This window comes from Cobetia sp. PDI-12MA, assembly GCF_059507695.1.
In genome coordinates this window covers 3,634,024-3,661,009 of the sequence record NZ_CM183351.1, presented here as the reverse complement: position 1 = coordinate 3,661,009, position 26,986 = coordinate 3,634,024, and the positions used below count along the sequence as shown (strand labels likewise).

The window sequence follows — 26,986 nt, the reverse complement described above, 5'->3', positions numbered from 1 at the left end:
CCTCGAAAACCCGGTCCTGACCGGGTTTTCGAGTATCTGGATGTCGCTGTTCTGGGCATCCTGCAACAGGGTGGCGGCTTCTGTCGTCACCCTGTTGTGCGTCTGGCGGTCAGCCGAGGAGAGAACATGCCCGAATTACCGGAAGTCGAGACGACCCGTCGCGGTATCGCGCCGCTGGTCGAGGGCCAGGAGGTCACCGAGGTGATCGTGCGTCAGCCGCGTCTGCGTACCCCCGTGCCCGGCGAGCTCGCCGAGTGGCTGGTGGGTCAGCGTTTCGGCACGCTTGCACGTCGCGCCAAGTACCTGCTGTTGCCGATCGCCGATGGCCATCTGCTCTGGCACCTGGGCATGTCCGGCAGTCTCAGGCTGGTGCCTATCGGCACGCCGCCACGTACGCATGATCATGTCGATGTCGTGCTCGGCAATGGCCATGTGCTGCGCTATCACGACCCACGTCGCTTCGGCTTCGTCGACTTCGTACGCGGTGACCCGCATGCCGATAAGCGCCTGGTGCGACTCGGGCCGGAGCCGTTGTCCGATGCCTTCAATGGCGAGCACCTCTTTGCGCGCTCCCGCAAGCGCCGTGTGGCGATCAAGCCGTTTCTGATGGACAACGCCAACGTGGTGGGCGTGGGCAACATCTACGCCAGCGAAGCGCTGTTCATGGCCGGTGTCGACCCGCGCCGTCCTGCCGGTGAAGTGACGCGCGAGGAGTGCGAGCGCCTCGCCAACGCTGCCAGCAGCGTGCTGGCAGCGGCGATCGACCAGGGCGGCACCACGCTGCGTGACTTCGTCGGCGGAGATGGCAAGCCGGGCTACTTCGCGCAAAGCCTCAACGTCTACGGACGGGGTGGCGAGCCATGCCGCGAATGCGGCCACGAGATCATGAGTCTGGTACTGGGCCAGCGCGCCAGCTGCTTCTGCCCTTGTTGTCAGCACTAGCGGCGAGCCGCATCAGACCACTGCTAGACCGGGGGGCTCCGTGACCGGGGCCGCCATGACGACTAGAATAGGCCCGTTCGGGCGCGTCCTGTCGTCGTCCTGTCCCTTCCTCTGCTTTCTGGATATTTCCCGTGACTGAACGTCTGCGCCTGAAGAAGAATGCTGATCGCCGCCTCAAGGCCGGCCATTTGTGGCTGTACTCCAATGAAGTCGATACCGTCGCGACACCGCTCAAGAACTTCGAACCGGGCGCCCAGGCCATCATCGAGGCCAGCAATGGGCGTGCGATGGGTGTTGCCTACGTCAACCCGAACTCGCTGATCTGCGCGCGCATCGTGTCGCGCAACCCGGAGCAGCGCCTGGATCGCTCGCTGCTGGTGCACCGCTTCAACCAGGCGCTGTCGCTGCGCGAGAGCCTCTATGACAAGCCGTTCTATCGCCTGGTCCACGGCGAAGGCGACCTGCTGCCGGGCCTGATCGTCGATCGCTTCGGCGATGTGCTGGTCTGCCAGCTCAACACCTTCGGCATGGAGCGTCTGGCGGAAGTGATCGTCGATGCGCTGCTCAAGGTCGTCAAGCCGACAGCCATCGTGTTCAAGAACGATTCCAGCGGTCGCCGTCAGGAACAGCTCGAGCGCAACGTCGAAGTCGTCTATGGCGAGCTGCCGGAAAGCGTGCTGCTGGAGGAGAACGGCGTCCAGTTCACGGCACCGGTGCTCGACGGCCAGAAGACCGGCTGGTTCTACGACCACCGCGCCAACCGTGACTGGTTGAACCGTCAGGTCGAAGGTAAGCGCGTGCTGGACCTGTTCAGCTACGTCGGCGGTTGGGGCGTGCAGGCGGCGGCGCATGGCGCCAGCGAAGTGCTGTGTGTCGATGCTTCCGGCGCGGCGCTCGAGCGTGTGTCGGACAACGCCGTGCTCAACGGTGTCGAGGATCGCGTCTCCATCGCGGAGTCGGACGTCTTCGAGGCCCTCTCGGCCCTGCGTGCGGAAGGCGAGCAGTTCGACGTCATCATCGCGGATCCGCCCGCCTTCATCCGCAAGCGCAAGGACATCACCAACGGCGAGCGCGCCTATGCACGCCTCAACCGTGAAGCCATGCGCCTGCTGGGCCGTGACGGTCTGCTGATGTCCGGCTCCTGCTCCATGCATCTGGCGCCGGAGCGCCTGATGGATGTGGTGCGTGGCGCCGTGCGTCACCAGGACCGCCACGGTCAGGTCATCTTCCAGGGCCATCAGGCCAGTGACCACCCTGTGCACCCGTCCATTCCCGAGACGTCCTACCTCAAGGCCCTCGGTGTGCGCGTCTATCGCGACTGATGACGCCTGACGGATATCAGGACTGATGGCTGTGCCATCCGGCATCGATGACAACGCCGCCCTTCGGGGCGGCGTTGTCGTCTGTGGAATGTGGGGCGTCTGTGGCTTGTCTATCGACTGCGGCTCGCTTTTGGCTAATCGTCCATGGCTCATGGACTCTGATAGTCTGACGGCATGTATAGACGACTGACATCTCATCACAATCTCGTGCTGCTCGATCACTGGCGCAACCTGCTGGAAAGCGAGGGCATCCCCTGTGAGCTGCGCAATCGCCTGCTCGGCTCGGCCGCGGGCGAGTTGCCCGTGCTCGACTGCGAGCCCCAGCTGTGGGTGGCAGAGCATGACCTTCCACGTGCCCGCCGCCTGCTGGCGAGCATCGAGGCCGCGCCGCCCCTGCCGGATTGGCAGTGTGCCTGTGGCGAGCGTCTCGAGGGCAGCTTCAGCGAGTGCTGGGCGTGTGGGGCAAGCGCGCCGCAGCAGCCCGCACCACAGGCGCCCCCGCGCGATGAGGACCCGGAGTTCGTGGCATGAGCAAAGGCGCCCCGAAGGCGAGCGACGCGCCGCCGTTGACGCAAGATTTCCCCGGCTGGGCGCTGCCACGGCCGTTCCTGTTGCCGATCAGCGTGAAGAAGAAGGCGCTGGATGGTTATGGTCACGTCAACAATGCCGAGTATGTGCGCTGGCTGGAGGACATCAGCTGGGCACACTCTGAAGCGTTGGGGCTTGGTCTCGAGCACTACCGTGAGCAGGACCGCGGCATGGCAGTACACCGTCACGAGATCGACTATCTGGCCAGCGCACGACTTGGCGATTCGCTGATGCTGGCGACCTGGCTGGTGGATTGCGATGGTCGCCTGAGTCTGACGCGTCGTTTCCAGCTGCGCCGTTGCGCTGATGGCCAGACACTGCTGGAGGCGCGTACTCGCTTTGTCTGCATCGAGCTCTCGAGCGGACGTGCCCGACGCATGCCCGGAGCCTATCGTGAATGCTATTCGGCGGCGCTGGTGAGCGAGGAAACTGTCAGTCAGCGATGATTCCTCGCATTCCACTGCATCATTGGCGTGTTTTGGTGAATCTTGCTGGTATCTGATTGGCAAGACGCTGACGAGTCTGCTGTGCTTGTAGCAGGCGTCGTGATGACGTCAGTGTATTCCGCCAGCAGTGCAAGGAGTTCACCATGCAGATTGCCGTGCCGAAGGAAATCAAGAACCACGAGTATCGCGTCGCCCTCACGCCTGCCGGCGTGCGTGAGCTGATCGCCCAGGGCCATGAGGTGATCGTCGAGTCTGGTGCCGGGGAGGGCAGTGGCTACCCCGATGCCGAATACCAGGGCGTGGGCGCGCGTCTTGAGTCGGACGTCGAGCGGGTCTTTCGCGACGCCGAGCTGATTCTCAAGGTCAAGGAGCCGCAGCCGGCCGAGGTCGCCCGGCTCGCCCGCGGCCAGACCCTGTTCACCTATCTGCATCTGGCCGCCGCCCGTGAGCTGACCGAGAGCCTGCTGGAGAGCGGCGTGACGGCCATCGCCTACGAGACCATCACGGATGCCGACGGAGGCCTGCCGCTGCTGGCACCCATGAGTCGTGTCGCCGGACGCATGGCGATCCAGGCCGGCGCGCACGCGCTGGAGAAGGCGCAGGGTGGCATGGGCGTGCTGTTGCCCGGCGTGCCCGGTGTGCCGCCGGCGCGGGTCACGGTGATCGGCGGTGGCGTGGTGGGGGAGAACGCGGCACGTATGGCGCTGGGGCTGGGCGCCGAGGTGGTGATTCTCGATACTTCACTGGCGCGTCTCGAGACGCTGGACCATCGCTATCAGGGCCAGATTCGTACCGTCTACTCGACCTCCGAGGCGCTGGAGGAAGCGGTGCGGCAATCGGCATTGATCATCGGTGCCGTGCTGGTGCCCGGGGCGGCGGCCCCCAAGCTGATTCGCCGCGAGCATCTGCGCAAGATGACGCCAGGCGCCGTGCTGGTGGATGTCGCCATCGATCAGGGCGGCTGCTTCGAGACCAGCCAGGCGACCACCCACGCCGAGCCGACCTACGTGGTGGATGGCATCGTGCATTACTGCGTGGCCAACATGCCCGGCGCGGTGGCACGTACCTCGACCCAGGCGCTGACCAGCGCGACGCTGCCGTATATCGTGCGCCTCGCCAATGGCGGCTATCGCGAGGTGCTGAGCCGGGACAGCCACTTTGCCGCGGGCCTCAATGTGCACGCGGGGCAATTGATCCTGCCGGAAGTCGGCGAGGCCTTCGACATGCCGGTCACTGCGCTCGCCGAGGCGCTGGCGAAGGAGTGAGTCGGGCGCGCCGGCCCTTACGAAGGCTGCACGCCTCAGGGTAAGATGTGGGACATATAGCGACAGGTCATGGTGGCTGCGTTCGAGGGATTCGAGCGGGCGTTGCCGCGACCTGTCGTGATCCATTGTGAGCGAGTGCGGCCCCGCGGCACGACCTCCCGACCCAGACGCCCAAGAAGTGCATCCATGACCAAGACCCGCGTTCTTACCGGCATCACGACCACCGGCACCCCTCATCTCGGCAACTATGTCGGCGCCATCAAGCCTGCCATCGAAGCCAGTCAGGACCCGACGGTCCAGTCCTTCTACTTCCTCGCCGACTTCCACGCTCTGATCAAGTGCCAGGACCCGAAGCGCGTGCAGGAGTCGCGTCGTGAGATCGCTGCCACCTGGCTGGCACTGGGTCTGGACACCGACAATGCCATCTTCTACCGCCAGTCGGACGTGCCGGAAATCCCGGAGCTGATGTGGCTGCTCAACTGCGTGTGCGCCAAGGGCTTGATGAACCGTGCGCATGCCTACAAGGGCGCCGTGGCCGAGAATGAGGAAGCGGGCATCGAGGATCTCGATCGCGGCATCAACATGGGTCTGTTCAGCTATCCGGTGCTGATGGCGGCGGATATCCTCATGTTCAATGCCCACAAGGTGCCGGTGGGGCGTGACCAGATCCAGCACATCGAGATGGCGCGCGACATGGCCGGACGCTTCAACCACCTCTTCAAGGGCAACTACTTCACCATGCCCGAGGCGGTGACCGACGAGAAATCCCAGCTGCTGCTGGGCCTCGATGGCCGCAAGATGTCCAAGAGCTACAACAACACCATTCCGCTGTTCGGCACCGAGAAGCAGCTGCTCAAGAGTGTGCGCAAGATCAAGACCAACTCGCTGGAGCCGGGCGAGCCGAAGGACCCGGATACCTGTTCGCTGTTCCAGATCTATTCGGCCTTCGCCACCGAGGCGGAAGTCGCTGCCATGCGTGAGCAGTACGCGGCCGGCATCGGCTGGGGCGACGCCAAGAACCAGCTGTTCGAATACCTGAATGATCACCTCAAGGCGCCGCGCGAGCGTTACGTCGAGCTGATGGAAGACCCGGCGCACGTCGAGGCGATCCTCAAGCGTGGCGCCGAGCGTGCCCGTGAAGAGGCCGCACCGATGATGGAGCGTCTGCGTCGCGCTGTAGGTCTGGGCAACTTCCTCTAGATCGCCTGTCCACGCTGCTCGATCGGCCCCCGTCATCTTCCCGGATGGCGGGGGTTTCTGTTACTGGCGCCGTCGCTTCAGAGGGCGGCGTCATCGAGGCTGTCGTGCTGATGGCATCCGGGGCGTGATGTCAGGTATATACCTGAAGGGAATGAAAAGCATGCTGTAAATTCATTCACAGCTATAAAGCGAAGCGTTAGGCTTGCCGCATCAATGCTCGAAGCATGCTGAATACACAAGGGGGTACGACATGAGTCAACACGCGATGCCGGGCAAGGCCAGTGAGCCTGTCCAGCCAACTACCGCCATCAATCCTCGCGCCGTCTGGGCGGGTGGGCTGCTGGTCATTGCCTCCGTGCTGCTGAGTCTGGTCGCCGGCTGGCGCCAGGGCCTGCTGTTGCTGATCGGTGGCGCGCTGGGCGTGGTGCTCTATCACGCGGCCTTCGGCTTCACCTCCGCCTGGCGAGTGTTCATCACCGAGCGTCGTGGTCGCGGCCTGCGTGCCCAGATGCTGATGCTGGCGATCGCCGTGGTGCTGTTCTTCCCGGTATTGGCAGCGGGCAGCCTGTGGGGGCAGGACGTCTCCGGCTTCGTCTCGCCGCTGGGCACCTCCGTCGTGGTCGGCGCCTTCCTGTTCGGCCTCGGCATGCAGCTGGGTGGTGGTTGCGCCTCGGGCACGCTGTTCACCGTCGGCGGCGGCAATGCGCGCATGGTGATCACCCTGATCTTCTTCTGCGTCGGCTCGGTGATCGGCACCGCGCACTTCAGTTGGTGGCAGAGCTTGCCGTCGTTGCCCGCCGTCTCGCTGGTGGACAGCTTCGGTGCACTGGGCGGCATCATCGTCAGCCTGGTGCTGTTCGCCATCATCGTGCTGGTGACACGCACGCTGGAGAAGCGTCGTCACGGTGAGCTCGAGAAGGCCGCCGTGACCGATAGTCAGCCGCGTGGCCTGTCACGTTTCCTGCGCGGCCCCTGGCCATTGCTGGCGGGTGCCGTGGCGCTGGCGCTGCTCAACTTCGCCACCCTGGCACTGGCCGGGCGTCCGTGGGGTATCACCTCGGCCTTCGCGCTGTGGGGCACCAAGGTCTACACCACGCTGGGCTTCGATGTCAGTGACTGGGGTTACTGGCAGGCGGCGGGCAATGCCAAGGCACTGGCGGCACCGCTCTACACGGACATCACCACGGTAATGAACATCGGCATCGTGGTGGGGGCGCTGGCGGCGGCGCTGCTGGCCGGCAAGTTCGCACCGAAGTGGAACATTCCGCTGCGCTCGCTGGTGGCTGCCGTGCTGGGTGGCCTGCTGCTGGGCTACGGCGCGCGGTTGGCCTTCGGCTGCAACATCGGCGCCTACTTCGGCGGCATCTCCTCCGGTAGCCTGCATGGCTGGCTGTGGCTGGTGATGGCCTTCGTCGGCAACATGCTGGGCGTGAAGCTGCGTCCCTTCTTCGCCCTTGCGCCGCGCAAGCCGGCATCGCGTGCCGATCTGGCCTGAGCCATTCCTCGCACGTGACCGCGAACGCCTCGCTCCTTCCCCGTCAGGGGGATGAGCGAGGCGTTTCTCGTCATGCAGTACCCTTGTCTGCGCAACGCACGCCGACCTTGCACAGGCTGCCGGAGATAGCACTGCGCGTGCTATCATCATGCCTTGTTCGCACGTGGAAACTGCACGTCGAAAGGTCCCTCGGACGCCCGGTTGCCAGCAGGTCTTCTGCGGTGCTTCAGCGGGCATGCTGCGCTTGTCTGCCGGCATGCCGAGAAGCTTGCCGAGCGTGAGGTCGTCCCCACTGATTCAAGAGTCTCGCCATGACGGATACTTCCAAGCGCGCCCTGTATGTTCCTTACGCCGGCCCGAGCCTGCTCGAGATGCCGCTGCTCAACAAGGGCAGCGCCTTCAGCCTCGAGGAGCGTGTCAGCTTCAATCTGATGGGCTTGCTGCCGCAGAATGTCGAGAGCATCGAAGAGCAGGTCGCGCGCGTCTACAGCCAGTATCAGCAGTGCGCCACCGACCTCGACAAGCATATCCTGTTGCGCTCGGTGCAGGACGACAACGAGACCCTGTTCTTCCGCGTGATCGAGGAACACCTCGAGGAGATGATGCCGATCATCTACACCCCGACCGTCGGTCAGGCGTGCGAAGAGTTCTCCAACATCTACCGCAACCACCGCGGCCTGTTCATCTCCTACCCGGACCGCGAGCACATGGATGACATCCTGCGCTCCGCGACCAAGGACAACGTCAAGGTCATCGTCGTCACCGATGGCGAGCGTATCCTGGGGCTGGGCGATCAGGGCATCGGTGGCATGGGCATCCCCATCGGCAAGCTGTCACTGTACACCGCCTGTGGCGGCATCAGCCCGGCCTACACCCTGCCGATCTCGCTGGATCTTGGCACCAACAACCAGAAGCTACTCGACGACCCGCGCTACATGGGCTGGCGTCACGAGCGCGTCACCGGTGAGGACTACAACGCCTTCGTGGCCGAGTTCATCACTGCCGTGAAGCGCCGCTGGCCGAAGGCCATGATCCAGTTCGAGGACTTCGCGCAGGCCAACGCCATGCCGCTGCTCGAGCGTTACCGCGATGAAGTCTGCTGCTTCAACGACGACATCCAGGGCACCGCCTCCGTCGTGGTCGCGACCCTGATGGCTGCCTGCAAGGCCAAGGGCGAGAAGCTCTCCGACCAGCGCGTCACCTTCCTGGGTGCTGGTAGCGCCGGTTGCGGTATCGCCGAGATGATCGTGGTGGCGATGGTCAAGGAAGGCATGGACGAGGCCGAGGCCCGCAAGCGCGTCTTCATGGTCGATCGCTTCGGTCTGCTGACCAGCGACATGGAAGACCTCTACGACTTCCAGAGCCGTCTGGCCCACGACGTCGACAGCGTGACCGACTTCGGTGACCGCGGCCTGCTGGATGTGGTCAAGGCCGCCAAGCCGAGCGTGCTGATCGGTGTGTCCGGCCAGCGTGGCCTGTTCAGCGAAGACGTGATCCGTGCCGTGCAGGCCGGCTGCGAGAGCCCGCTGGTGATGCCGCTGTCCAACCCGACCTCGCGCGTCGAAGCGACACCGGCGGAAGTCATCGAGTGGACCGACGGCAAGGCGCTGGTCGCCACCGGCAGCCCGTTCGCGCCGGTCGAGCACAATGGCCACACCCACGCGATCGCTCAGTGCAACAATGCCTACATCTTCCCGGGCATCGGTCTGGGTGTGCTGGCGTCCAATGCCTCGCGCATCACCGACAACATGCTGATGGCCGCCGCCAACGCGCTGGCCAATAACGCTCCCATCGTCCTGAAGGGCGAGGGCGCGCTGCTGCCGTCACTGGGCGACATCCAGGATATCAGCCGCCAGATCGCCTTCGACGTGGCGCGTCAGGCCCAGGCCGATGGCGTGGCGCTGACCTCCAGCGACGAGATCATCCAGGCCAACATCGAGAAGAACTTCTGGCAGCCGCGTTACCGCGCCTACCGTCGCAAGGCGTTCTGATCGCGCCTGCGCCGTCATTGAGCGCATGGTACAGATTGCGTAAATGAAGAAGCCCCCGCAGGCCATGCCTGCGGGGGCTTTTGTGTGGCAGTCAGCGCTGCGGTGAGCGGCTGGCGGGTTACAGCATGCCGCGCAGCACGTAGTGGAGGATGCCGCCGTGGCGGTAGTACTCCAGCTCGTTGTCGGTATCGATGCGGCACAGCGCCTCGATCTTCTGCTCACCCTTGTCGCTCTTGAAGGTGACCTGGACCTTGCCGCCGGCCGTCAGGTCATTCAGGCCGCTAATGCTGATTTCCTCATCACCGGTCAGCCCCAGCGACTGGCGGCTCTCGCCTTGTGGGAACTGCAGCGGCACCACGCCCATACCGATCAGGTTGGAGCGGTGGATGCGCTCGTAGGACTCGGCGATCACCGCACGCACGCCCAGCAGCAGGGTGCCCTTGGCGGCCCAGTCACGTGAGGAGCCGGTGCCGTACTCCTTGCCGGCGACGACCACCAGCGGCGTGCCTTCCTCGGCGTACTTCATGGCGGCATCGTAGATGGCCATCTGCTCGCCGGACGGCACGTGGCGGGTCTCGCCGCCCTCGACACCATCGAGCATCTCGTTGCGGATACGCACGTTGGCGAAGGTGCCGCGCATCATCACTTCGTGGTTGCCGCGACGCGAGCCGTAGGAGTTGAAGTCCTTGACCTCGACCCCGTTCTCCTTGAGGTAGCGACCCGCCGGGCTGTCCGGCTTGATGGCGCCGGCCGGCGAGATGTGGTCGGTGGTCACCGAGTCACCGAGCATCGCCAGCACGCGGGCATTCTCGACATCCTGAACGGCTTCGGGCTCACGCTGCATGCCTTCGAAGAACGGCGGATGCTGGATGTAGGTGGAATCCTTCCACTCATACACTTCGGCTTCCGGCACGTCGATGGCCTGCCAGGTCTCATCACCGTCGAAGACCTCGGCGTACTCCTTGCGATACATCTCGGTACGTACCTGCTCGATGGCCTCGGCGATCTCGGCCTGACTCGGCCAGATGTCCTTGAGGAAGACGTCATTGCCCTCGGTGTCCTTGCCCAGCGGCTCCTTGGAGAGATCGACCCGCACGGTGCCGGCGAGAGCATAGGCGACCACCAGGGGCGGCGACGCCAGCCAGTTGGTACGCACGTTGGGATGCACGCGTCCCTCGAAGTTGCGGTTGCCCGACAGCACCGAGGCGACCGTCAGGTCGCGCGCATTGATGGCGTCCTCGACCGGTTCCGGCAGCGGCCCGGAGTTGCCGATACAGGTGGTGCAGCCATAGCCGACCAGGTTGAAGCCCAGCTCGTTGAGGTCATCCTGCACGCCGGCAGTCGCCAGGTAGTCGGTGACGACCTTGGAGCCCGGCGCCAGAGAGGTCTTGACCCACGGCTTGCTGCTCAGGCCTTTCTCACGCGCCTTGCGTGCCACCAGGCCTGCCGCCAGCATCACGCTGGGGTTGGAGGTGTTGGTGCAGGAGGTGATGGCGGCGATGACCACATCGCCGTGGTCGAGGCGGAAGGTCTCGCCATTCAGCTCGCTGTAATCGCCGTTCTTCACCTCGCTCTGCTTGTCGTAGCTCTGCTCGACATCGACGGCGGTCTGGCCACCTTCGGACAGCCACTTGCCGTCCTCGATGTCCGGCACTTCTCCCAGTTGATCGCCGAGAATCTTCTCGAAGGTCTGCTTGATGTCAGTGAGCGCGACGCGGTCCTGCGGGCGTTTGGGGCCGGCGAGGGAGGCGACGACATCAGTCATGTCCAGCTCGAGCGTATCGGAGAAGACCGGCTCGTGGCCCGGCTCGCGCCACAGGCCCTGCTCCTTGGCATAGGCCTCGACCAGCGCGACCTGCTCATCGGAGCGACCGGACAGGCGCATGTAGTTGAGCGTCTCGTCATCCAGCGGGAAGAAGCCGCAGGTAGCGCCATACTCCGGCGCCATGTTGGCGATGGTCGCGCGGTCCGCCAGCGGCAGGTCATCCAGGCCATCACCGTAGAACTCGACGAATTTGCCGACCACGCCACGGCTTCTCAGCATCTGGGTGACGGTCAGTACCAGGTCAGTCGCGGTGATGCCTTCGTTGAGCTTGCCGGTCAGCTTGAAGCCGACCACTTCCGGAATCAGCATCGAGACCGGCTGACCGAGCATCGCGGCTTCCGCCTCGATACCGCCGACGCCCCAGCCGAGAACGCCGAGGCCGTTGATCATGGTGGTATGGGAGTCGGTGCCGACCAGGGTATCGGGGTAGGCGAAGGTCTTGCCATCCACTTCACGGGTGAAGACAGCGCGGCCGAGGTATTCCAGGTTCACCTGATGGCAGATACCGGTGCCTGGCGGGACGACGGAGAAGTTGTCGAAGGCCTGCTGGCCCCAGCGCAGAAACTCGTAACGTTCGCGGTTGCGCTCCATCTCGATGCGCACGTTGTCCTTGAAGGCGCTCGGATCGCCGTAGTGATCCACCATCACCGAGTGGTCGATGACCAGGTCCACCGGAGTCAGCGGATTGACCTTCTCGGGGTCGGCGCCGAGTATCTTGACGGCATCACGCATGGAGGCCAGATCGACCACACCGGGTACGCCGGTGAAGTCCTGCATCAGTACGCGCGCTGGACGATAACCGATCTCGTGGGTGCTGGAGGCGGTCTTCTGCCAGTCGGCCAGTGCCTTGATGTCTTCCTTGGTCGCGGTTTCACCGTCCTCGAAGCGCAGCTGGTTTTCCAGTAGCACCTTGAGCGTGAAGGGCAGTCGTGTCAGGTCGCCAAGCGTGTCGGCCGCCTTCTTTAGCGAGTAGTAGTGATAGCGCTTGTCTCCGACTTCCAGCTCGGAGAGGGTGTCAAGCGAATCCAGTGACTGAGAGCGCTGGGAACCCATGATTCTCCTCCTTGTCGTTGTCTTCACCGGCCAGACTGCTGAAGTGTCATCCAACAGGCGCGTCAGGTGCCTTGGCCGGATGCGACGCGTCGCGAGAGCGACTGCCAGGTCGCGTATGGTTACCTGTATAAGGCTATGGTCATCATGTGACAGGAATTCAAGCGCACACCATCATCGAGGATAGTGTGACGCAAGGAACCCTGCGTCGCGTTCGCTGCCATAGAGTTTGCCGCCACGACTCTCATGCGGCGTGAATGCGGCCTCTGAGGTATCCGGGTCAGTGGTATCCGGGGCAGGGGTATCCAGAACGGTGGCACCCCAGACGGGCCCGTCCGCAACGTCCGTCGCGTTCACCATCAGGCACAATGGAGGCTGTCATGAATGAACAAGGGCGCAGACCGAGCGAGTCCGGTGAGCTGCCGGAAGATGATGAGGTTCTGGATGCGGCGGTCGAACAGTGGCTGGCGGAGCATTCCTCGGGACAGTCCGATGAATGGCCGGGCCATGAGTTGCTGGAAGACAGGCAGGAAGGAGCGGTCAATGAGGCGCTGCATGAGGCGGAAATCCACTGCCCCTACTGCGACACGCCTTTCACGGTGTTCCTGGATCTGGACGAGGGCAGTCTGACCAACATCATCGACTGCGAGCGTTGCTGTCAGCCGATCCAGGTGCGCCAGCAGGTCGACCCGGTCAGCGGTGAGCTCGAAGGGCTGGATATCGGCCAGGATGACGACGTGCTGTGACGGCATCTCTCACTCACGCCACGCAGGAGCCGGTGCCGGCAGGCGTCAGTGGCGCAAAGTGACAGGCTTGCAGGGGGCAGGGCGCGGTAGATGCTGTATTCTGCAGCCAAGGTCACTTATGATCCCGACACTCGCTGTTGGCGTCATCGAGCTGCCATAGGCAATCTCTATGGTGGCGATTGCAGCAAACATTTGGCATCTGCCACACGTGGCGATTAGTCTGTGTGGCGATTCATCACAAAGGCGGTCCGCTGCCTTTATCATCATTATTCCTCAGGAGATCACCATGAGCGTATTGGTCGGACGTCAGGCCCCGGATTTCGAAGCCGCAGCAGTGCTGGGCGACGGTACCATCGTCGACAACTACAAGCTGTCTGATTCCAACGGCAAGCTGCGCGTGCTGTTCTTCTGGCCGCTGGACTTCACCTTCGTTTGCCCGTCTGAAATCATCGCCCACGACAACCGTCTGGCGAAGTTCAAGGAACTCGGCGTCGAAGTCATCGGTGTGTCCATCGATTCCCAGTTCACTCACCACGCATGGCGCAAGACCTCTCCGGACGCTGGCGGCATCGGTGAAGTCGGCTTCCCGATCGTGGCTGACGTCAAGCACGAAGTCACCCAGGCATACGGCATCGAGCACCCGGAAGCTGGCGTCGCTCTGCGCGCTTCCTTCCTGATCGACGAAGATGGTGTCGTTCAGCACCAGGTCGTCAACAACCTGCCGCTGGGTCGTAACGTCGACGAGATGGTCCGCATGGTCAAGGCCCTGCAGTTCCACCAGACCAACGGCGAAGTCTGCCCGGCAGGCTGGGAAGAAGGTCAGGAAGGCATGAAGGACACCGCTGAAGGTGTTGCCAAGTACCTGGCAGGCCACTCCAGCAGCCTGTAAGTCGCTACTGGACGAGATCAGTGCATGCATTCCATGGCTGACTGATCGAGCGCCTGCCTTCGACACCTCTGCGTGAGAGTATCGACAGGCAGGCGAACCCGAAGCCGTCGCCCCTGGCGGCGGCTTCCGTGTATCTGAAGCTTGCGTCATAAGCATCTGCGATGCCGGTCTGAGCGCAGTGCTGAAAGCCTGGCCCGTCTGCGCTACTCTGCGCAGTCCTCCGTTCCATCACCACCGTGTCCTGAGCCATGCCGATCGCGCTCGCTGTCCGTATCGCTCAGCACATTGATCATCAGCCGTCGCTGCGGCGACTGGTGAATTTCTCCGCCTTTATCTGTCTCGAGGTCATCCATGAGCAATGTCCGTCACGAACGTCTGATCATCCTTGGTTCCGGCCCGGCGGGTTACACCGCTGCCGTCTATGCCGCGCGTGCCAATCTCAAACCGCTGTTGATCACCGGCATGCAGATGGGTGGCCAGCTGACCACTACCACCGATGTCGACAACTGGCCGGGTGATGATGCCGGCGTGCAGGGGCCGGAGCTGATGGAGCGCATGCGCCGTCACGCCGAGCGCTTCGAGACCGAGATCCTGTTCGATCACATCAATGAAGTGACCCTCGGTGAGCGCCCCTTCCTGCTCAAGGGCGACAACGGCAGCTACAGCTGTGACGCCCTGATTATCGCTACCGGCGCCAGCGCGCAGTACCTGGGTCTGCCGAGTGAGCAGCAGTTCATGGGCCAGGGCGTCTCGGCCTGTGCGACCTGTGACGGCTTCTTCTATCGCAATCAGGAAGTCGTGGTGGTCGGTGGTGGCAACACCGCTGTCGAGGAAGCGCTGTACCTGTCCAACATCGCCTCCAAGGTCACGTTGGTGCATCGCCGTGACAGCCTACGCGCCGAGAAGATCCTGCAGGACAAGTTGTTCGACAAGGTCGAGAACGGCAACATGGCGGTCGAATGGCACCACACCCTCGACGAAGTGCTGGGCGACAACTCCGGTGTCACCGGCGTGCGTCTGCGTCATGTCGAAAGCGGCGCCACCAAGGAGTTGAGCTCGATGGGCGTGTTCATCGCCATCGGCCACCGTCCGAATACCAGCCTGTTCGAAGGCCAGCTCGCGATGCAGGGCGGCTATCTCAAGGTCCAGTCCGGTCTGGAAGGCAATGCCACCCAGACCAGCATCCCCGGCGTCTATGCCTGCGGCGATGTGATGGACCATGTCTACCGTCAGGCGATCACCTCTGCCGGTACCGGCTGCATGGCGGCGCTGGATGCCGAGCGTTATCTGGACGGCCTCATCGCCTGAGATCGCCCAGTCTGTAGCAACACTGACTGATTCAAGAAAGTCTGATTCAGCACTGCCCGACCGGCCCCGCAGCCTCGCTGCGGGGCCGGTCTGCGTTCAAGGCCCTGTCAGGAATTGGCTGGGAGGGCTGAGGCTCAGTAATGGGGTGGCAGCTCGTCGTGTGGCTGCGCACTGAAAGTTGCTGTCGAGTCTGCATCGCCTTGCTGTTCGCGCAGGGTGCGGAGCTGGCTGGCCATCAGCGCGGTGAGGCGCTCGAGGGTATCTATCTGGCGCTGCTGGGCGATGACGGTGCCATCGAGGGTCTCGAGCCAGTCATCCTGATGCGCGAGGCGCGATTCCAGTGCTTCCAGTCGGGCTTCCAAGTTGGGATCAGTCGAGGTTGTCATGCATCTGGGCTCCAGAGGGTGAGGTAATGGTCCGTGTGGGCGGTGGGACAAGAGGGGGAAACGGCCGCCGTTGGATGACGACTCATGCCAGGATTTCTGAACGATGGCACGCCGAATCGTTGCTGCGGTCGTTGCCGGGAACATTGCCAGGATCGTTGTCGAAGTGCCGCAAAGTGTTTAAGGATTGTCACTGAGTTGCCTCAGACGCATCAGGAAGAGGCGTGATAGACTGTTGACAGTGCGATTGACTTGTTTTTCGTATATCGCACCCATTGACGGCCTTCGATCGCCTGCGCTTCGCGCGTCATTGACAGGGCCGGTTCCATCGACTGATGTGGAGTTACCTGCATCACGAGCCACGACGTCACCAGAGCGATGCACAGGTATCTTCGCGTGTATCGGTGACGGTGACGGGCACCGCCGTGAGGCGCTGCATTCAGGCAGTTTCCCGACTGACGATAGCTGCTGTAACCCTGTCGTGCGGTCAGGCGCTGTCCATTGCGATCAAGGGCAGAACATTCTGATAGGGATCATCCGAAGCACTCATTTCTGCCCTCGCGTTACACCTCCACCCATTACCTAGAGAGTTTATCTTGATGAGTTCCAAGACGTTCTTCCGTTGTTTCATCATCAGCCTGCTGCTGGCACTGCCGGCACCATTGCTGATTGCTGTCTTCATCACCCTGACCGGCGGCCAGCTGGCCGACACCCTGAGCCAGGCGCTTAGCGTCGAGGGCTTCGAGCTGGCGTACGCGGCTGCCGTCGCGGCCGTGTTCATCCTGCTGTTGATCGCGACGCTTGCCATTCCGGTGCTGTCTCCGCGCTCTGCGGTACTGGCTGAAGTCGAGGACGACGATCGTGAGATCGGCGAGGTCAAGTGGTTCAACGTCAACAAGGGCTACGGTTTCGTGACCCGTGAAAGTGGTGAAGATGTCTTCGTTCACTTCCGTGCCATACGTGGCAAGGGCCACCGTACCTTGGCCGAAGGTCAGAAAGTGCGTTACCACGTCATCAGCAATGAGCGTGGCCTGCAGGCGGATGACGTGACGGTCATCACCTGATCGCTGACTCGCTCAGTGAAAGACGACAACGCCCCGCAGGCCAGCCTGCGGGGCGTTGTCGTTTCAGGGCTTGTCTTGCCGGAAGGGACGGGTCACTCAGCCCTTGTCCGGCCAGGTGAAGGCCTCTTCGCTGCCATCAGCCATGACGCGGAAGAAGCGGTCCGGCTCATCACCGGGCTGCCAGCTGCCCAGCGAGCAGCGCGTCTCGACCTGCAGGGCCCGAGCGGCGGCGCGTGCGCAGTCGACATCGCGCGCCCAAGGGGTGCTGGCGCTGTCGAACCACAGGCTGGCAAAGCCATCGGCGACTTTCTCGACAACCAGTACCGCGATCTCGGCGCCATCTCGCGTGAGGCGCGTACGGTGTTGCAGCTTGCCGGCCGGCTGGAAGACGACGACCTGACCGAACTGCTCGCCCAGCCAGGCGCCCAGTGCTTCCAGGCTCAAGGGCTTGAGGTAGATCTCGATGTCCGGATATTGCTCATCGGCGTCATTGTGCGGGGTGTCGCTCATGCCGTGGTCTCTTGGGTCGCGGGGACAAACAGATATTCCAGGATGTGCTCGTAGGCGCTGGAGAGTCGGTCCAGATCGCTGGCCATGACGCGTTCATCGATCTTGTGGATGGTCGCATTGACCGGCCCCAGCTCGACGACCTGAGTGCCGAGAGTGGCGATGAAGCGACCATCGGAGGTGCCGCCTGAGGTGGACAGGACAGGCTTGCGTCTCAGTGCGCGTTCCACGCCGTGCACGGCCGCATCGACCAGCGCGCCTTCCGGCGTCAGGAAGGGCTCGCCGCTCAGGTTCCACTCGATCTCGACGTCCAGACCGTGCTTCTCGAGGATCTCATAGGTGCGGCGCTTGAGGTCATCGGCGGTCAGCTCGGTGGAGTAACGGAAGTTGAAGACCACTTCCAGCTCGCCGGGGATGACGTTGGTCGCGCCGGTACCGCCACGGATGTTGGAGATCTGGAAGCTGGTCGCCGGGAAGAAGTCATTGCCGTTGTCCCAATGCTCGGCAGCCAGGTCAGCCAGGGCCGGGGCGGCATCGTGGATCGGGTTGCGCGCCAGATGCGGGTAGGCCACATGGCCCTGGATGCCCTTGATGTGCATGACTGCACCCAGCGAGCCGCGACGGCCATTCTTGATCACGTCCCCGGCGTAGTCGGTGGAGGACGGTTCGCCGACGATGCAGTAATCGAGGCGCTCATGATGCTCACGCAAGTACTCGACCACTGCACGAGTGCCGTGAACCGCCGGGCCTTCCTCGTCGGAGGTGATCAGGAAGGCGATGCGTCCTTCGTGGTCCGGGTTGGCGGTCACGAAGCGCTCGGTGGCAGTCAGCATCGCGGCCAGTGAACCCTTCATGTCGGCGGCGCCACGGCCACACAGGAAGCCGGCATCATCGATGCACGGCGAGAACGGCGGATACTGCCAGTTGGCTTCCGGGCCTGTCGGCACGACATCGGTGTGGCCGGCGAAGGCCAGCACCGGACCATGATGTCCACGCACTGCCCAGAAGTTGTCGACATCACCGAAGGGCAGCCGCGTGATGGTGAAGCCCAGCGCCTCGAGGCGTTCGATCATCAGGGTCTGGCAGTCCAGGTCGTCCGGCGTGACCGAGGGGCGTGAGATGAGATCGAAGGCCAGCTCCAGCGTCGGAGACAGATCGGCGGGGCGTGGCGGAAGCGGTGCGTTTGAATCAGTCATCATGGGCCATCGCTGCAGGCGTCATCGCGAGGAGCGACAGCGCGAAATTCGGGGAGAGGCGAAGTGTCTTCACGCCGGCCCAGACGCTGCTGCCCGAGCCGGGAAATACCATGACGGCCTGCCAGAGAGGGAGTCTCCGGCAGGCTGTCGTCACACGCCTCAGTTGTGGGCGTGCAGGGCATCATTGAGCGCGATGGCGCTCTTGTTGGTGCGGCACTCGACACGGCCGGTGACGGAGTTGCGGCGCAGCAGCAGGTCGTCCTGGCTCGCCAGCTCACGGGCCGCAACCGTCTCGACTTCCTGGCCTTCGTTGTCGAAGACCATGACCTTGGTGCCGGCGGTGATGTAGAGGCCAGCTTCCACGGTGCAGCGATCGCCCAGCGGGATGCCGATACCGGCATTGGCGCCGATCAGGCAGCCTTCACCGACCTTGATGACGATGTTGCCGCCACCGGACAGGGTGCCCATGGTGGAGCAACCGCCGCCCAGATCAGACCCCTTGCCGACGAAGACGCCCGCGGAGATGCGGCCTTCGATCATGCCCGGACCTTCGGTACCGGCATTGAAGTTGCAGAACCCTTCGTGCATCACGGTGGTGCCTTCGCCCAGGTAGGCGCCCAGGCGCACACGCGCGGTATCGGCGATACGAATGCCGGTCGGCACCACGTAGTCGGTCATCTTCGGGAACTTGTCGACACAGTCCACGGACAGGGTCCGGCCTTCCAGGCGGGCCTTGAGGCGACGCGTCGGCAGTTCTTCGATGTCGATGGCGCCTTCGCTGGTCCAGGCGACATTCTTGAGCAGACCGAACATGCCGGTCAGGTCGATGCCGTGCGGGCGCACCATACGGTGAGACAGCAGATGCAGCTTGAGGTAGACCTCCGGCACGCTCTGCGGGGCGGCATCTTCCTCGATGAACATGGCGACCAGCGGGCGCTGGCTGGCGGCCAGGCTCTCGGCCAGTTCGGCCTGGGCGCTGTCACCGGCGTCGCGCAGGGCGCTGGCCAGGGCGGCGCAGTGTTCCGGCAGGAAGCTGGTGGCGGTGGTGCCAGCCGGTGCGTCCAGTGCCTTGCGAGCGGCGTCAACAACGGCAGCGGTCGGCTTGAACAGCGGGGCAGGATAGTAGACTTCCAGCCAGTCGCCGGTGGTGTTCTGGGTGCCGATTCCGAGGGCAAGGCTCAACATCGTGTCAATCTCCGGGGTGTCCAGTGGTGTAAGGGGTAACTCAGTCCTGCGGTTCGTAGACCGCCTTGTCATAGCCGATCACCAGATCCATCTCATTGTCGGCGGGATGACGCTCGAGAATGGGACGCTTGATCAGGGTCGGGTGCTCCAGCATCAATGCGCGTGCCGAATTGGCATCGAGGCTGTCACGTTGTTCATCGCTCAGGTTGCGCCAGCTGGTGCTGCGCTTGTTGAGCAGGCTGCTCCAGGCGGTCTGCTCCAGCCAGGATTCCAGCAGGCTGGCGGAGAGACCATCCTCGCGCAGGTCATGCCAGCGGTAGGGCACGCCCCGGTCGTCGAGGGCGCGGCGCGCCTTGCGGCAGGTATCGCAGGTCTTGATGCCGTAGAGCACGTGCATGGCGGTCTCCTTGAGCCAATCCGCCCCGCCGGGCGGGGCTGTCATCCAGTGTCGGGCTGCTGTCCAGTACGCTGCTGATCTGCCAGTGCAACGCTGTCAGTGCGGCGCTGTCAGCCCGTGCGGGTCTTGCCCTCAGCGCAGGCGTTCGACGAAGCGACGCAGGCGCTGGGCGGCTTCGACGGTCTGTTCCAGTTCGGCCACCAGCGCCAGACGAATGCGTCCGGCACCCGGATTCACGCCGTCCACCTCGCGCGCCATGTAGCTTGCCGGCAGTACGCCGACGGCCTCTTCACGCAGCAGCTCGCGGGTGAAGGCGGCATCGTCACCACCAGGAACAGCGGGATACAGGTAGAAGCTGGCTTCCGGTGTCGGGAAGTCCATTACCGGCGCAAGGATTTCGGTCATGGCGGCAAATTTCTCGCGGTAGGCATTGCGATTGGCCAGCACATGGTCTTCATCATTCCAGGCGGTGATGGAGGCGTACTGGTGATGCAGCGGCATCGCGCAGCCGTGATAGGTGCGGTAGTGGCGGAAGCGACGGATCACCTCGCCATCGCCGGCCACGAAGCCGGAGCGCAGGCCCGGTAGGTTGGAGCGCTTGGACAGCGAGTGGAAGACCACGCAGCGCGCGTAGTCGTCGCGGTCCATGGCGGCACAGGCTTGCAGCAGGCCCGGCGGCGGCATGGACTCGTCGAGGTACAGCTCCGAGTAGCACTCATCGGAGGCGATCAGGAAGTCATGCTCGTCGGCGAGGCGAATCAGTTGCTGAAAGTCCTCCAGCGGTGTCACGGCGCCAGTAGGGTTGCCCGGCGAGCAGACGAAGACGATCTGTGTATCACGCCATACCTCAGCCGACACCGCGGCGTAGTCGGGACGGAAGCCATTCTCGGCGGGGCAGGGCAGGTAGGTGACCTCGCCGCCGGCCAGCAGCGTCGCGCCTTCGTAGATCTGATAGAAGGGATTCGGCACCAGCACGCGCGCCGGACGCGTGCTGTCCAGCGAGGCCTGGATGAAGGCGAACAGTGCCTCGCGGGTGCCGGTGACCGGCAGGACCTGCTGATCGATATCCGGCGTGGCGTTGAGCGAGAAGCGCTTTTCGAGCCAGTCGGCAATCGCCTGGCGCAATTCCGGCAGACCGCCGGTGGCGGGGTATTTGGCCACGCCCATGATGTGCTCGCGCAGGGTGTCGAGCACGAATTCGGGCGGCGCATGACGCGGCTCGCCGATGGTCAGTGCAATCGGGTCCAGGGCGGGATTGGGCACGACGCCCTCGCGCAGCTTGGCCAGGGTTTCAAACGGGTAGGGCTTGAGCTGGTCGAGATCCGGGTTCATGCACGTTCCATGGGTGATGGCCGTGGCAGTCAGGCTGCCGGCCGAGCAGGAAGGAAGGCGTCCGCGAGTCACCGGACTGCCATGCAGGTCGACTCGCGATTATAGGGAAGCCGACCGGTCCCCTCAATCGCGGGGTGCCGGCCGGCGCTTTCCCTCTGTACTCTCGTCACGTGCCGTCATGTGCCGTCACGCGTCTCAGCCGCGCTCGCCGACCTCAAGGACTTCGGTGAGGGCGTCACGCAGGCGTGTCTGGCGCTCGGGGTCGGTGATGGGTTCGCCGGCGCGGTCGGTGATGAAGAAGATATCCTCGACGCGCTCGCCGAGGGTGGCGATCTTGGCGGCATCGATGGCGATCTCATGCTCCATGAACACGCGGCCGATGCGCGCCAGCAGGCCCGGGCGGTCCGAGGCGATCACTTCCAGTACGCTGCGGCCGTTGGTGTAGTCCTGGCTCAGCGTGATGCGCGGCGCGATGCGGAAATGCTTGAGCTGGCGCGGCGTGTGACGATTGACGATCACCGAGTAGTCATCCGGGTCATCCAGCTCTTCGACCAGATGGGTGCGGATATCGGCCAGGCGTGCGGCATCGCGGATCGGCTCACCTTCATCGTCGAGCAGGATGAAAGTGTTGAGCGTCCAGTTGTGGCTGGAGGTGGCGATGCGCGCATCGTGGATCGAGAGTCCCAGCTGTTCCAGCGCCGCGGCGGTGGCCGCGAACAGGTTGTCCACCGAGCGGGTATGGATGAAGACCTTGGTGCCGCCTTCGGTCATCTCCTCGGTGGGCGCGCTGGTCAGCACCAGCGGCAGCGGCTCGCCATGCTCGTCGAGCTGCGGTGCCGCCTGGCGCGCCAGGATGCCCTGGGTGTGCCAGGCCACCTCGCTGGGCGCGTAGCGTACGAAGTAGTCGTCGCCGAGGCTGGCCCACAGCGCCTCGGCGTCAGTGCGGGCGGTGCCCATGCCGGCCAGCAGGGACAGTGCCTCCTCACGGGTCTCGGTGATCCACTCGTGGCGCTCCGGCGGATGTTCGAGGCCACGGCGCAGCGCCCGGCGCGTCTCCATGTGCAGCTGGCGCAGCAATGCCGCACGCCAGCCGTTCCACAGCGACGGGTTGGTGGCGTTGATGTCGGCCACCGTCAGCACGTAGAGATAATCGAGGTGCGTCTCGTCGCCGACGATCTCGGCGAAGCGCGTGATGATCTCGGGGTCGGCGATGTCCTGCTTCTGGGCGGTCATCGACATCAGCAGGTGGTGGCGCACCAGCCAGCTCAGCGTACGGGTATCGCGCGGGCTGAGGTCATGGCGGCGCGCGAAGTCCTCGACTTCCTCGGCGCCGATCTCGGAGTGGTCACCGCCACGGCCCTTGCCGATGTCGTGATAGAGCCCGGCGATCCACAGCAGCTCCAGCTTGGGCAGCTCGCGGATCAGGGTCGCGGCGACCGGGAACTCCTCCTCGGCATCGGGGGCGCGGAATTCCTGGGCGACCTTGAGCAGACGCAGCGTGTGTGCATCGACGGTGTAGACGTGAAAGAGGTCATGCTGCATCAGTCCCACGGCACGCCCGAAGGCCGGCAGGTACTTGCCGAGGATGCCGTAGCGCGCCATGCGCTTGAGCACGCGAGGCACGTTGCCGCCACAGCGCATCAGCTCCATGAACAGGCTCTGGTGGCGCACGTCGTCGCGGAAGGCGTCGTCGATCTGGTGGCGATGATCACGCAGCGCGCGGATGGTGTCGGCGCGCACGCCCTCGATCTCCGGATGCTGCGCCATCAGCAGGAACAGCTCCAGCAGCGCGGCGGGGCGGCGGCGGAACACGCCTTCCTCGCGCAGGCTGATGTAGCCGCTGCGGATCTCGAAGCGCGGATTGAGCGGCACGATGTTGACCGGTTCGTCATGACGCAGGATGGCCTCGTCGAAGTGCTGCAGCAGCATGTCATTGAGGCCCGCCAGGGCGGTGACATGGCGGTAGTAGCGCTTCATGAACTGCTCGACCGCCAGATGCTCGGGCGTGTCGCGGAAGCCGAACAGCTCGGCGATGGTGCGCTGGTGGTCGAATAGCAACCGGTCCTCGGCACGCCCGGCCAGCATGTGCAGCGCGAAGCGCACCTGCCACAGGAAGGCCTGGCCCTGGCTGAGAATGCGCAGTTCGGCATCATTCATGAAGCCCAGTGCGACCAGGTTGTCGTAGCGCTCGACCCCGAAGTGGCGCTTGGCGACCCAGCCGATCATCTGGATGTCACGCAGGCCGCCCGGCGACGACTTGATGTTGGGTTCGAGGTGGTATTCGGTGTTGGCGAACTTGTGGTGACGCGCGATCTGCTCCTGCCACTTGGCCTCGAAGAAGGCTTCGGCCGGCCACAGGCGGTCGGTGGCCAGGCGTTCGCGCATGGCCTCGCGCAGCCGCTGCGGGCCGGCGATGACGCGGGATTCCAGCAGGTTGGTGATCACGGTGACATCGGCGCGTGCCTCACGTTCGCAGTCATTCAGCGAGCGCACGGACTGGCCGATCTCGAGACCGATGTCCCACAGGAAGGTGATGAAGTCGGACAGCGCCTCACGATAGGGCGTGTCGTCGTCCTGCTCCAGCAACAGCAGCAGGTCGATGTCGGAATGCGGGTGCAGCTCGCCACGGCCGTAGCCGCCCACGGCGAGCAGGGCGATGCCGTCATCCGGCCAGGCCTGACGTTGCCAGGCGATGGCCAGCAGGCGATCGATGGCGCGGGCACGACCATGGATGAGGTCGCGGATGTCGGCGCCCGCCTTGAAGCGAGCCTCGAGACGCTCCTGTACCTGTGCCAGAGCCCGCTTGAACAGCGGGATGGGGGTCTTCGTCGTGGCCAGCTCGCCGTCCAGGGTGACGGCATCGTAGAGCGCTTCACGCTCGACGAAGTGATAGTGGTGCAGGAGCATCTTGATCAACCCTCGAGGAAGGAGAGGTCCTCTTCCGTGCGACGTGTCAGCACCTCAACGCCGGTGGCGGTGACCAGCAGAGTGTGCTCCCACTGGGCCGAGAGGCTCTTGTCCTTGGTGACAGCCGTCCAGTCGTCCTTGAGGACCTTCACCTTGTAGCCACCGACATTGACCATAGGCTCGATGGTCAGGCACATGCCTTCCAGAAGCTCGGCGTCAGCACGGGCTTCGTAGCCGTCATAGTGCAGCACCTGCGGGTCTTCATGGAAGCCGGCGCCGATGCCGTGGCCGCAGAAGTCACGCACGACACTGTAGCCAGCCGCTTCGGCATGCTTCTGGATCGCGCGACCGATTTCTGACAGGCGCACGCCCGGACGTACCAGCTCGATGCCTTTATAAAGGCATTCCTGGGTGATGCGGCACAGACGCTCGGCCTGGATGCTCGGCTCGCCGACGATGTACATCTTCGAGGTGTCGCCGTGATAGCCGTCCTTGATCACGGTGATGTCGATGTTGAGGATGTCGCCTTTCTTGAGCTTCTTGTTGTCATCGGGGATGCCGTGACAGACCACGTGATTGATCGAGGTGCAGATCGATTTCGGGAAGCCGTGGTAGTTGAGCGGCGCCGGAATGCAGCCCTGAACTTCGGTGATGTGGTGGTGCGCGATGCGGTTGAGCTCGCCCGTGGTGACGCCGGGACGGACATGCTCGTCGAGCAGCTCCAGCACTTCAGCCGCCAGACGGCCGGCGACGCGCATCTTGTCGATTTCTTCAGCTGTCTTGATGGGAATGTTCATGAGGACTCGAGGCAGGAGATAAGAGGGATGAAACGCCGCCAGGCCGCGCGTGACGGGGGAATGGCGCGACGCATCGCATGCCGCGTCGGGCAGTGGCGACTTCATATCGTGGTCGAGCTATGGTATAAAGCCGCGCGCTTTCCTGCAAATTCTCCTCGATCGGCCACCTCCGGGCGCCTGGCCGAGGCGAGATTGAAGGATTGACGTACATAACCCCAATCCACACACGTTCCGTCACATGGTCCCGGGTGCCGCGCAAGCGGTCGGATCCATGGGGGACGTGGAGGCCCAACCCGATATCCAGGAGATATTCACATGGCGCAAGTCAACATGCGCGATCTGCTCAAGGCAGGCGCACACTTCGGTCACCAGACCAAGTACTGGAACCCGAAGATGTCCAAGTTCATCTTCGGCGCTCGCAACAAGATCCACATCATCAACCTCGAGCACACCCTGCCGGCGCTGAACGAAGCCGTGTCAGTGGTCGAGAAGATGGCTGCCAATGGCAACAAGATCATGTTCGTGGGCACCAAGCGCGCTGCCGGCAAGATCATCAAGGAAGAAGCTCGCAAGGCTGGCCAGCCGTACGTCAACCATCGCTGGTTGGGCGGCATGCTGACCAACTTCAAGACCATCCGTCAGTCCATCAAGCGTCTGCGCGAAATCGAGCAGATGCATGAAGACGGTACCTTCGCGAAGCTGACCAAGAAAGAAGTCCTGATGGCCACTCGTGAGCAGGAAAAGCTCGAGCGTTCCATCGGCGGTATCAAGGACATGGGCGGCCTGCCGGACGCAATGTTCGTGATCGACGTTGACCACGAGCGCATCGCGATCAACGAAGCCAACAAGCTGGGCATCCCGGTCATCGGCGTCGTCGATACCAACTCCAACCCGGACGGCGTGGACTACGTCATCCCGGGTAACGATGACTCCATCCGCGCCATCCAGATCTATGTCCAGGCAATTGCAGGCGCCTGTGGCAAGAACAAGGAAGAAGAGCTGGCCGGTGAGTTCGTCGAAACTGCTTCTGAAGAAGACGCAGCAGAGTGATCCTGGCGGCTTGATCTGACTGTCACACACGCTGCGCTACACTAGGTGCGGCATGGCCTAGCCAGGCGGCAGTCAGGTCAGGCAATGAGGGGGCCACGGCCCCCTCATTTGCGACCGTTCAAGCGGTCGTGACCGAATTCCCGTATTCAAAGACGTCGACACGACAGAGGTTTCATCCCATGGCAGCTATCAGCGCATCTATGGTCAAGGAACTGCGTGAGCGTACCGCGCTCGGCATGATGGAATGCAAGAAGGCTCTTACCGAAGCCGGTGGTGACATCGAGCTCGCGATCGAGAACCTGCGCAAGAACTCCGGCCTGAAGGCCGCCAAGAAAGCTGGCCGTGTGGCCGCTGAAGGCGCCATCGTCATCAAGGTCGCCGACGATGCCAGCTACGGCGTGATGGTCGAAGTCAACTCCGAGACCGACTTCGTCGCTCGTGATGACAACTTCCAGGCCTTCACCAAGCTGATCGCCGACCGCGTGTTCGAAACCAAGAACACCGACATCGCCTCCCTGATGGAAGGTGAGCTGGAAGACACTCGTGGTCAGCTGGTTCAGAAGATCGGTGAGAACATCTCCGTTCGTCGTGCCGAGCTGGTTGAAGCACCGGCTGGCGGCATCGTCGGTGGTTACGTCCACGGCGGTCGCATCGCGGCACTGACCCTGCTGCAGGGCGGCACCGCTGACGCAGCCAAGGACGTTTCCATGCACGTCGCAGCCGTCAACCCGGTCTGTGCTCGTCCGGCAGACATGCCGCAGGAACAGATGGACGCCGAGAAGGCCATCATCCTTGCTCAGCCGGACATGGCAGGCAAGCCGGCGGAAATCGCCGAGAAGATGTCCCAGGGCCGTCTGAAGAAGTACCTGGCCGAGAACAGCCTGACCGAACAGCCGTTCGTCAAGGACCCGAACCAGACCGTCGCCGAGTTCGTCAAGGCTGCCGGCGGTGAAGTGGTGTCCTTCGTTCGCATGGAAGTCGGTGAAGGTATCGAGAAGGAAGAAGTCGACTTCGCAGCTGAAGTCCGTGAGCAGGCCAGCCGCGCGTAAGGGCTGACTGTTTTCGCTTCTCACGATGGCGTGCGCTTAGTCGCACGCCATC

At 63.6% G+C, this 26,986-nt stretch carries 23 protein-coding genes; 14 read left to right on the top strand and 9 right to left on the bottom strand.

Going from position 1 to position 26,986, the window contains the following annotated elements:
- Positions 1–126: 126 nt before the first annotated feature.
- The 8 genes from mutM to AC5WNI_RS15405 all read left to right on the top strand — a co-directional run bounded on the left by mutM (position 127) and on the right by AC5WNI_RS15405 (position 9,249).
- A complete protein-coding gene (gene mutM / locus AC5WNI_RS15440) occupies positions 127–942 on the top strand; it encodes a bifunctional DNA-formamidopyrimidine glycosylase/DNA-(apurinic or apyrimidinic site) lyase (protein ID WP_175089691.1) in 816 nt (271 codons plus the stop codon).
- A gap of 131 nt (positions 943–1,073) precedes the next feature.
- On the top strand, positions 1,074–2,264 hold the full coding sequence (locus AC5WNI_RS15435) for a class I SAM-dependent rRNA methyltransferase (RefSeq protein ID WP_175089690.1): 1,191 nt from the start codon (positions 1,074–1,076) through the stop codon (positions 2,262–2,264).
- A 174-nt stretch (positions 2,265–2,438) separates the two neighbouring features.
- Complete coding sequence (locus tag AC5WNI_RS15430; RefSeq protein WP_175089689.1) at positions 2,439–2,795, top strand: putative signal transducing protein; 357 nt, start codon at positions 2,439–2,441, stop codon at positions 2,793–2,795.
- Complete coding sequence (locus AC5WNI_RS15425; protein WP_175089688.1) at positions 2,792–3,298, top strand: acyl-CoA thioesterase; 507 nt, start codon at positions 2,792–2,794, stop codon at positions 3,296–3,298. Before AC5WNI_RS15430 ends, AC5WNI_RS15425 begins: the two co-directional genes overlap by 4 nt.
- Before the next feature lie 143 nt (positions 3,299–3,441).
- Positions 3,442–4,563, top strand: a complete 1,122-nt coding sequence (ald, locus tag AC5WNI_RS15420; RefSeq protein ID WP_175089687.1) for an alanine dehydrogenase — start codon at positions 3,442–3,444, stop codon at positions 4,561–4,563.
- 186 nt (positions 4,564–4,749) lie between these two features.
- Complete coding sequence (locus AC5WNI_RS15415; protein WP_175089686.1) at positions 4,750–5,763, top strand: tryptophan--tRNA ligase; 1,014 nt, start codon at positions 4,750–4,752, stop codon at positions 5,761–5,763.
- A 250-nt stretch (positions 5,764–6,013) separates the two neighbouring features.
- The gene (locus AC5WNI_RS15410; protein ID WP_254627087.1) at positions 6,014–7,258 is read left to right on the top strand and encodes a YeeE/YedE family protein; all 1,245 of its coding nucleotides are present in this window, start codon (positions 6,014–6,016) and stop codon (positions 7,256–7,258) included.
- 311 nt (positions 7,259–7,569) lie between these two features.
- Positions 7,570–9,249, top strand: a complete 1,680-nt coding sequence (locus AC5WNI_RS15405) for an NAD-dependent malic enzyme (RefSeq protein WP_175089685.1) — start codon at positions 7,570–7,572, stop codon at positions 9,247–9,249.
- 118 nt (positions 9,250–9,367) lie between these two features.
- Here AC5WNI_RS15405 and acnA read toward each other — a convergent pair whose 3' ends face one another.
- Positions 9,368–12,127: an aconitate hydratase AcnA gene (acnA, locus tag AC5WNI_RS15400; protein WP_175089684.1), complete on the bottom strand. Its 2,760-nt coding sequence runs from the start codon at positions 12,125–12,127 to the stop codon at positions 9,368–9,370.
- Positions 12,128–12,504: 377 nt separating this feature from the next.
- Between acnA and AC5WNI_RS15395 the strand changes: the two genes are divergently transcribed.
- The 3 genes from AC5WNI_RS15395 to trxB all read left to right on the top strand — a co-directional run bounded on the left by AC5WNI_RS15395 (position 12,505) and on the right by trxB (position 15,067).
- Positions 12,505–12,870, top strand: coding sequence for a zinc ribbon domain-containing protein (locus AC5WNI_RS15395; protein WP_175089683.1), 366 nt, complete (start codon positions 12,505–12,507; stop codon positions 12,868–12,870).
- Between the two features lie 286 nt (positions 12,871–13,156).
- The gene (locus tag AC5WNI_RS15390) at positions 13,157–13,759 is read left to right on the top strand and encodes a peroxiredoxin (protein WP_043333044.1); all 603 of its coding nucleotides are present in this window, start codon (positions 13,157–13,159) and stop codon (positions 13,757–13,759) included.
- A 351-nt stretch (positions 13,760–14,110) separates the two neighbouring features.
- Positions 14,111–15,067 (top strand): thioredoxin-disulfide reductase, encoded by a 957-nt coding sequence (gene trxB / locus AC5WNI_RS15385; protein WP_175089682.1) that lies wholly within the window; start codon positions 14,111–14,113, stop codon positions 15,065–15,067.
- A 134-nt stretch (positions 15,068–15,201) separates the two neighbouring features.
- Here trxB and AC5WNI_RS15380 read toward each other — a convergent pair whose 3' ends face one another.
- Positions 15,202–15,453: a SlyX family protein gene (locus AC5WNI_RS15380; RefSeq protein ID WP_175089681.1), complete on the bottom strand. Its 252-nt coding sequence runs from the start codon at positions 15,451–15,453 to the stop codon at positions 15,202–15,204.
- A 596-nt stretch (positions 15,454–16,049) separates the two neighbouring features.
- Here AC5WNI_RS15380 and AC5WNI_RS15375 point away from each other — a divergent pair.
- Entirely contained in the window at positions 16,050–16,514 is a 465-nt protein-coding gene (locus tag AC5WNI_RS15375; RefSeq protein ID WP_043333039.1) for a cold-shock protein, read from the top strand.
- A 96-nt stretch (positions 16,515–16,610) separates the two neighbouring features.
- On the opposite strand, the gene AC5WNI_RS15370 is transcribed toward AC5WNI_RS15375, so the two are convergent.
- The 7 genes from AC5WNI_RS15370 to map all read right to left on the bottom strand — a co-directional run bounded on the left by AC5WNI_RS15370 (position 16,611) and on the right by map (position 24,835).
- Positions 16,611–17,024 carry a hypothetical protein gene (locus AC5WNI_RS15370; protein ID WP_043333036.1) on the bottom strand — a complete coding sequence of 138 codons (414 nt, stop codon included), beginning with the start codon at positions 17,022–17,024 and terminating at the stop codon, positions 16,611–16,613.
- Positions 17,021–18,220: a succinyl-diaminopimelate desuccinylase gene (gene dapE, locus AC5WNI_RS15365; RefSeq protein ID WP_495928556.1), complete on the bottom strand. Its 1,200-nt coding sequence runs from the start codon at positions 18,218–18,220 to the stop codon at positions 17,021–17,023. Before dapE ends, AC5WNI_RS15370 begins: the two co-directional genes overlap by 4 nt.
- A 156-nt stretch (positions 18,221–18,376) precedes the next feature.
- Complete coding sequence (dapD, locus tag AC5WNI_RS15360) at positions 18,377–19,402, bottom strand: 2,3,4,5-tetrahydropyridine-2,6-dicarboxylate N-succinyltransferase (protein WP_175089680.1); 1,026 nt, start codon at positions 19,400–19,402, stop codon at positions 18,377–18,379.
- A gap of 40 nt (positions 19,403–19,442) precedes the next feature.
- Positions 19,443–19,844, bottom strand: a complete 402-nt coding sequence (locus tag AC5WNI_RS15355; RefSeq protein ID WP_368447747.1) for an ArsC family reductase — start codon at positions 19,842–19,844, stop codon at positions 19,443–19,445.
- Positions 19,845–19,931: 87 nt separating this feature from the next.
- Positions 19,932–21,131, bottom strand: coding sequence for a succinyldiaminopimelate transaminase (gene dapC, locus AC5WNI_RS15350; RefSeq protein ID WP_175089679.1), 1,200 nt, complete (start codon positions 21,129–21,131; stop codon positions 19,932–19,934).
- A gap of 195 nt (positions 21,132–21,326) precedes the next feature.
- On the bottom strand, positions 21,327–24,038 hold the full coding sequence (locus AC5WNI_RS15345; RefSeq protein ID WP_175089678.1) for a [protein-PII] uridylyltransferase: 2,712 nt from the start codon (positions 24,036–24,038) through the stop codon (positions 21,327–21,329).
- A 5-nt stretch (positions 24,039–24,043) separates the two neighbouring features.
- On the bottom strand, positions 24,044–24,835 hold the full coding sequence (map, locus tag AC5WNI_RS15340) for a type I methionyl aminopeptidase (protein ID WP_175089677.1): 792 nt from the start codon (positions 24,833–24,835) through the stop codon (positions 24,044–24,046).
- Between the two features lie 315 nt (positions 24,836–25,150).
- Here map and rpsB point away from each other — a divergent pair, with 315 nt between their 5' ends.
- Both rpsB and tsf read left to right on the top strand, forming a co-directional pair.
- The gene (gene rpsB / locus AC5WNI_RS15335) at positions 25,151–25,885 is read left to right on the top strand and encodes a 30S ribosomal protein S2 (RefSeq protein WP_175089676.1); all 735 of its coding nucleotides are present in this window, start codon (positions 25,151–25,153) and stop codon (positions 25,883–25,885) included.
- Between the two features lie 179 nt (positions 25,886–26,064).
- The gene (tsf, locus tag AC5WNI_RS15330; RefSeq protein ID WP_175089675.1) at positions 26,065–26,934 is read left to right on the top strand and encodes a translation elongation factor Ts; all 870 of its coding nucleotides are present in this window, start codon (positions 26,065–26,067) and stop codon (positions 26,932–26,934) included.
- Positions 26,935–26,986: the final 52 nt, after the last annotated feature.

Coding starts and splice junctions, on each gene's coding strand:
- mutM (WP_175089691.1), top strand. CDS start 127: ATGCCCGAATTACCGGAAGTCGAGACGACCCGTCGCGGTATCGCGCCG.
- AC5WNI_RS15430 (WP_175089689.1), top strand. CDS start 2,439: ATGTATAGACGACTGACATCTCATCACAATCTCGTGCTGCTCGATCAC.
- AC5WNI_RS15425 (WP_175089688.1), top strand. CDS start 2,792: ATGAGCAAAGGCGCCCCGAAGGCGAGCGACGCGCCGCCGTTGACGCAA.
- ald (WP_175089687.1), top strand. CDS start 3,442: ATGCAGATTGCCGTGCCGAAGGAAATCAAGAACCACGAGTATCGCGTC.
- AC5WNI_RS15415 (WP_175089686.1), top strand. CDS start 4,750: ATGACCAAGACCCGCGTTCTTACCGGCATCACGACCACCGGCACCCCT.
- AC5WNI_RS15410 (WP_254627087.1), top strand. CDS start 6,014: ATGAGTCAACACGCGATGCCGGGCAAGGCCAGTGAGCCTGTCCAGCCA.
- AC5WNI_RS15405 (WP_175089685.1), top strand. CDS start 7,570: ATGACGGATACTTCCAAGCGCGCCCTGTATGTTCCTTACGCCGGCCCG.
- acnA (WP_175089684.1), bottom strand. CDS start 12,127: ATGGGTTCCCAGCGCTCTCAGTCACTGGATTCGCTTGACACCCTCTCC.
- AC5WNI_RS15395 (WP_175089683.1), top strand. CDS start 12,505: ATGAATGAACAAGGGCGCAGACCGAGCGAGTCCGGTGAGCTGCCGGAA.
- AC5WNI_RS15390 (WP_043333044.1), top strand. CDS start 13,157: ATGAGCGTATTGGTCGGACGTCAGGCCCCGGATTTCGAAGCCGCAGCA.
- trxB (WP_175089682.1), top strand. CDS start 14,111: ATGAGCAATGTCCGTCACGAACGTCTGATCATCCTTGGTTCCGGCCCG.
- AC5WNI_RS15380 (WP_175089681.1), bottom strand. CDS start 15,453: ATGACAACCTCGACTGATCCCAACTTGGAAGCCCGACTGGAAGCACTG.
- AC5WNI_RS15375 (WP_043333039.1), top strand. CDS start 16,050: ATGAGTTCCAAGACGTTCTTCCGTTGTTTCATCATCAGCCTGCTGCTG.
- AC5WNI_RS15370 (WP_043333036.1), bottom strand. CDS start 17,024: ATGAGCGACACCCCGCACAATGACGCCGATGAGCAATATCCGGACATC.
- dapE (WP_495928556.1), bottom strand. CDS start 18,220: ATGATGACTGATTCAAACGCACCGCTTCCGCCACGCCCCGCCGATCTG.
- dapD (WP_175089680.1), bottom strand. CDS start 19,402: ATGTTGAGCCTTGCCCTCGGAATCGGCACCCAGAACACCACCGGCGAC.
- AC5WNI_RS15355 (WP_368447747.1), bottom strand. CDS start 19,844: ATGACAGCCCCGCCCGGCGGGGCGGATTGGCTCAAGGAGACCGCCATG.
- dapC (WP_175089679.1), bottom strand. CDS start 21,131: ATGAACCCGGATCTCGACCAGCTCAAGCCCTACCCGTTTGAAACCCTG.
- AC5WNI_RS15345 (WP_175089678.1), bottom strand. CDS start 24,038: ATGCTCCTGCACCACTATCACTTCGTCGAGCGTGAAGCGCTCTACGAT.
- map (WP_175089677.1), bottom strand. CDS start 24,835: ATGAACATTCCCATCAAGACAGCTGAAGAAATCGACAAGATGCGCGTC.
- rpsB (WP_175089676.1), top strand. CDS start 25,151: ATGGCGCAAGTCAACATGCGCGATCTGCTCAAGGCAGGCGCACACTTC.
- tsf (WP_175089675.1), top strand. CDS start 26,065: ATGGCAGCTATCAGCGCATCTATGGTCAAGGAACTGCGTGAGCGTACC.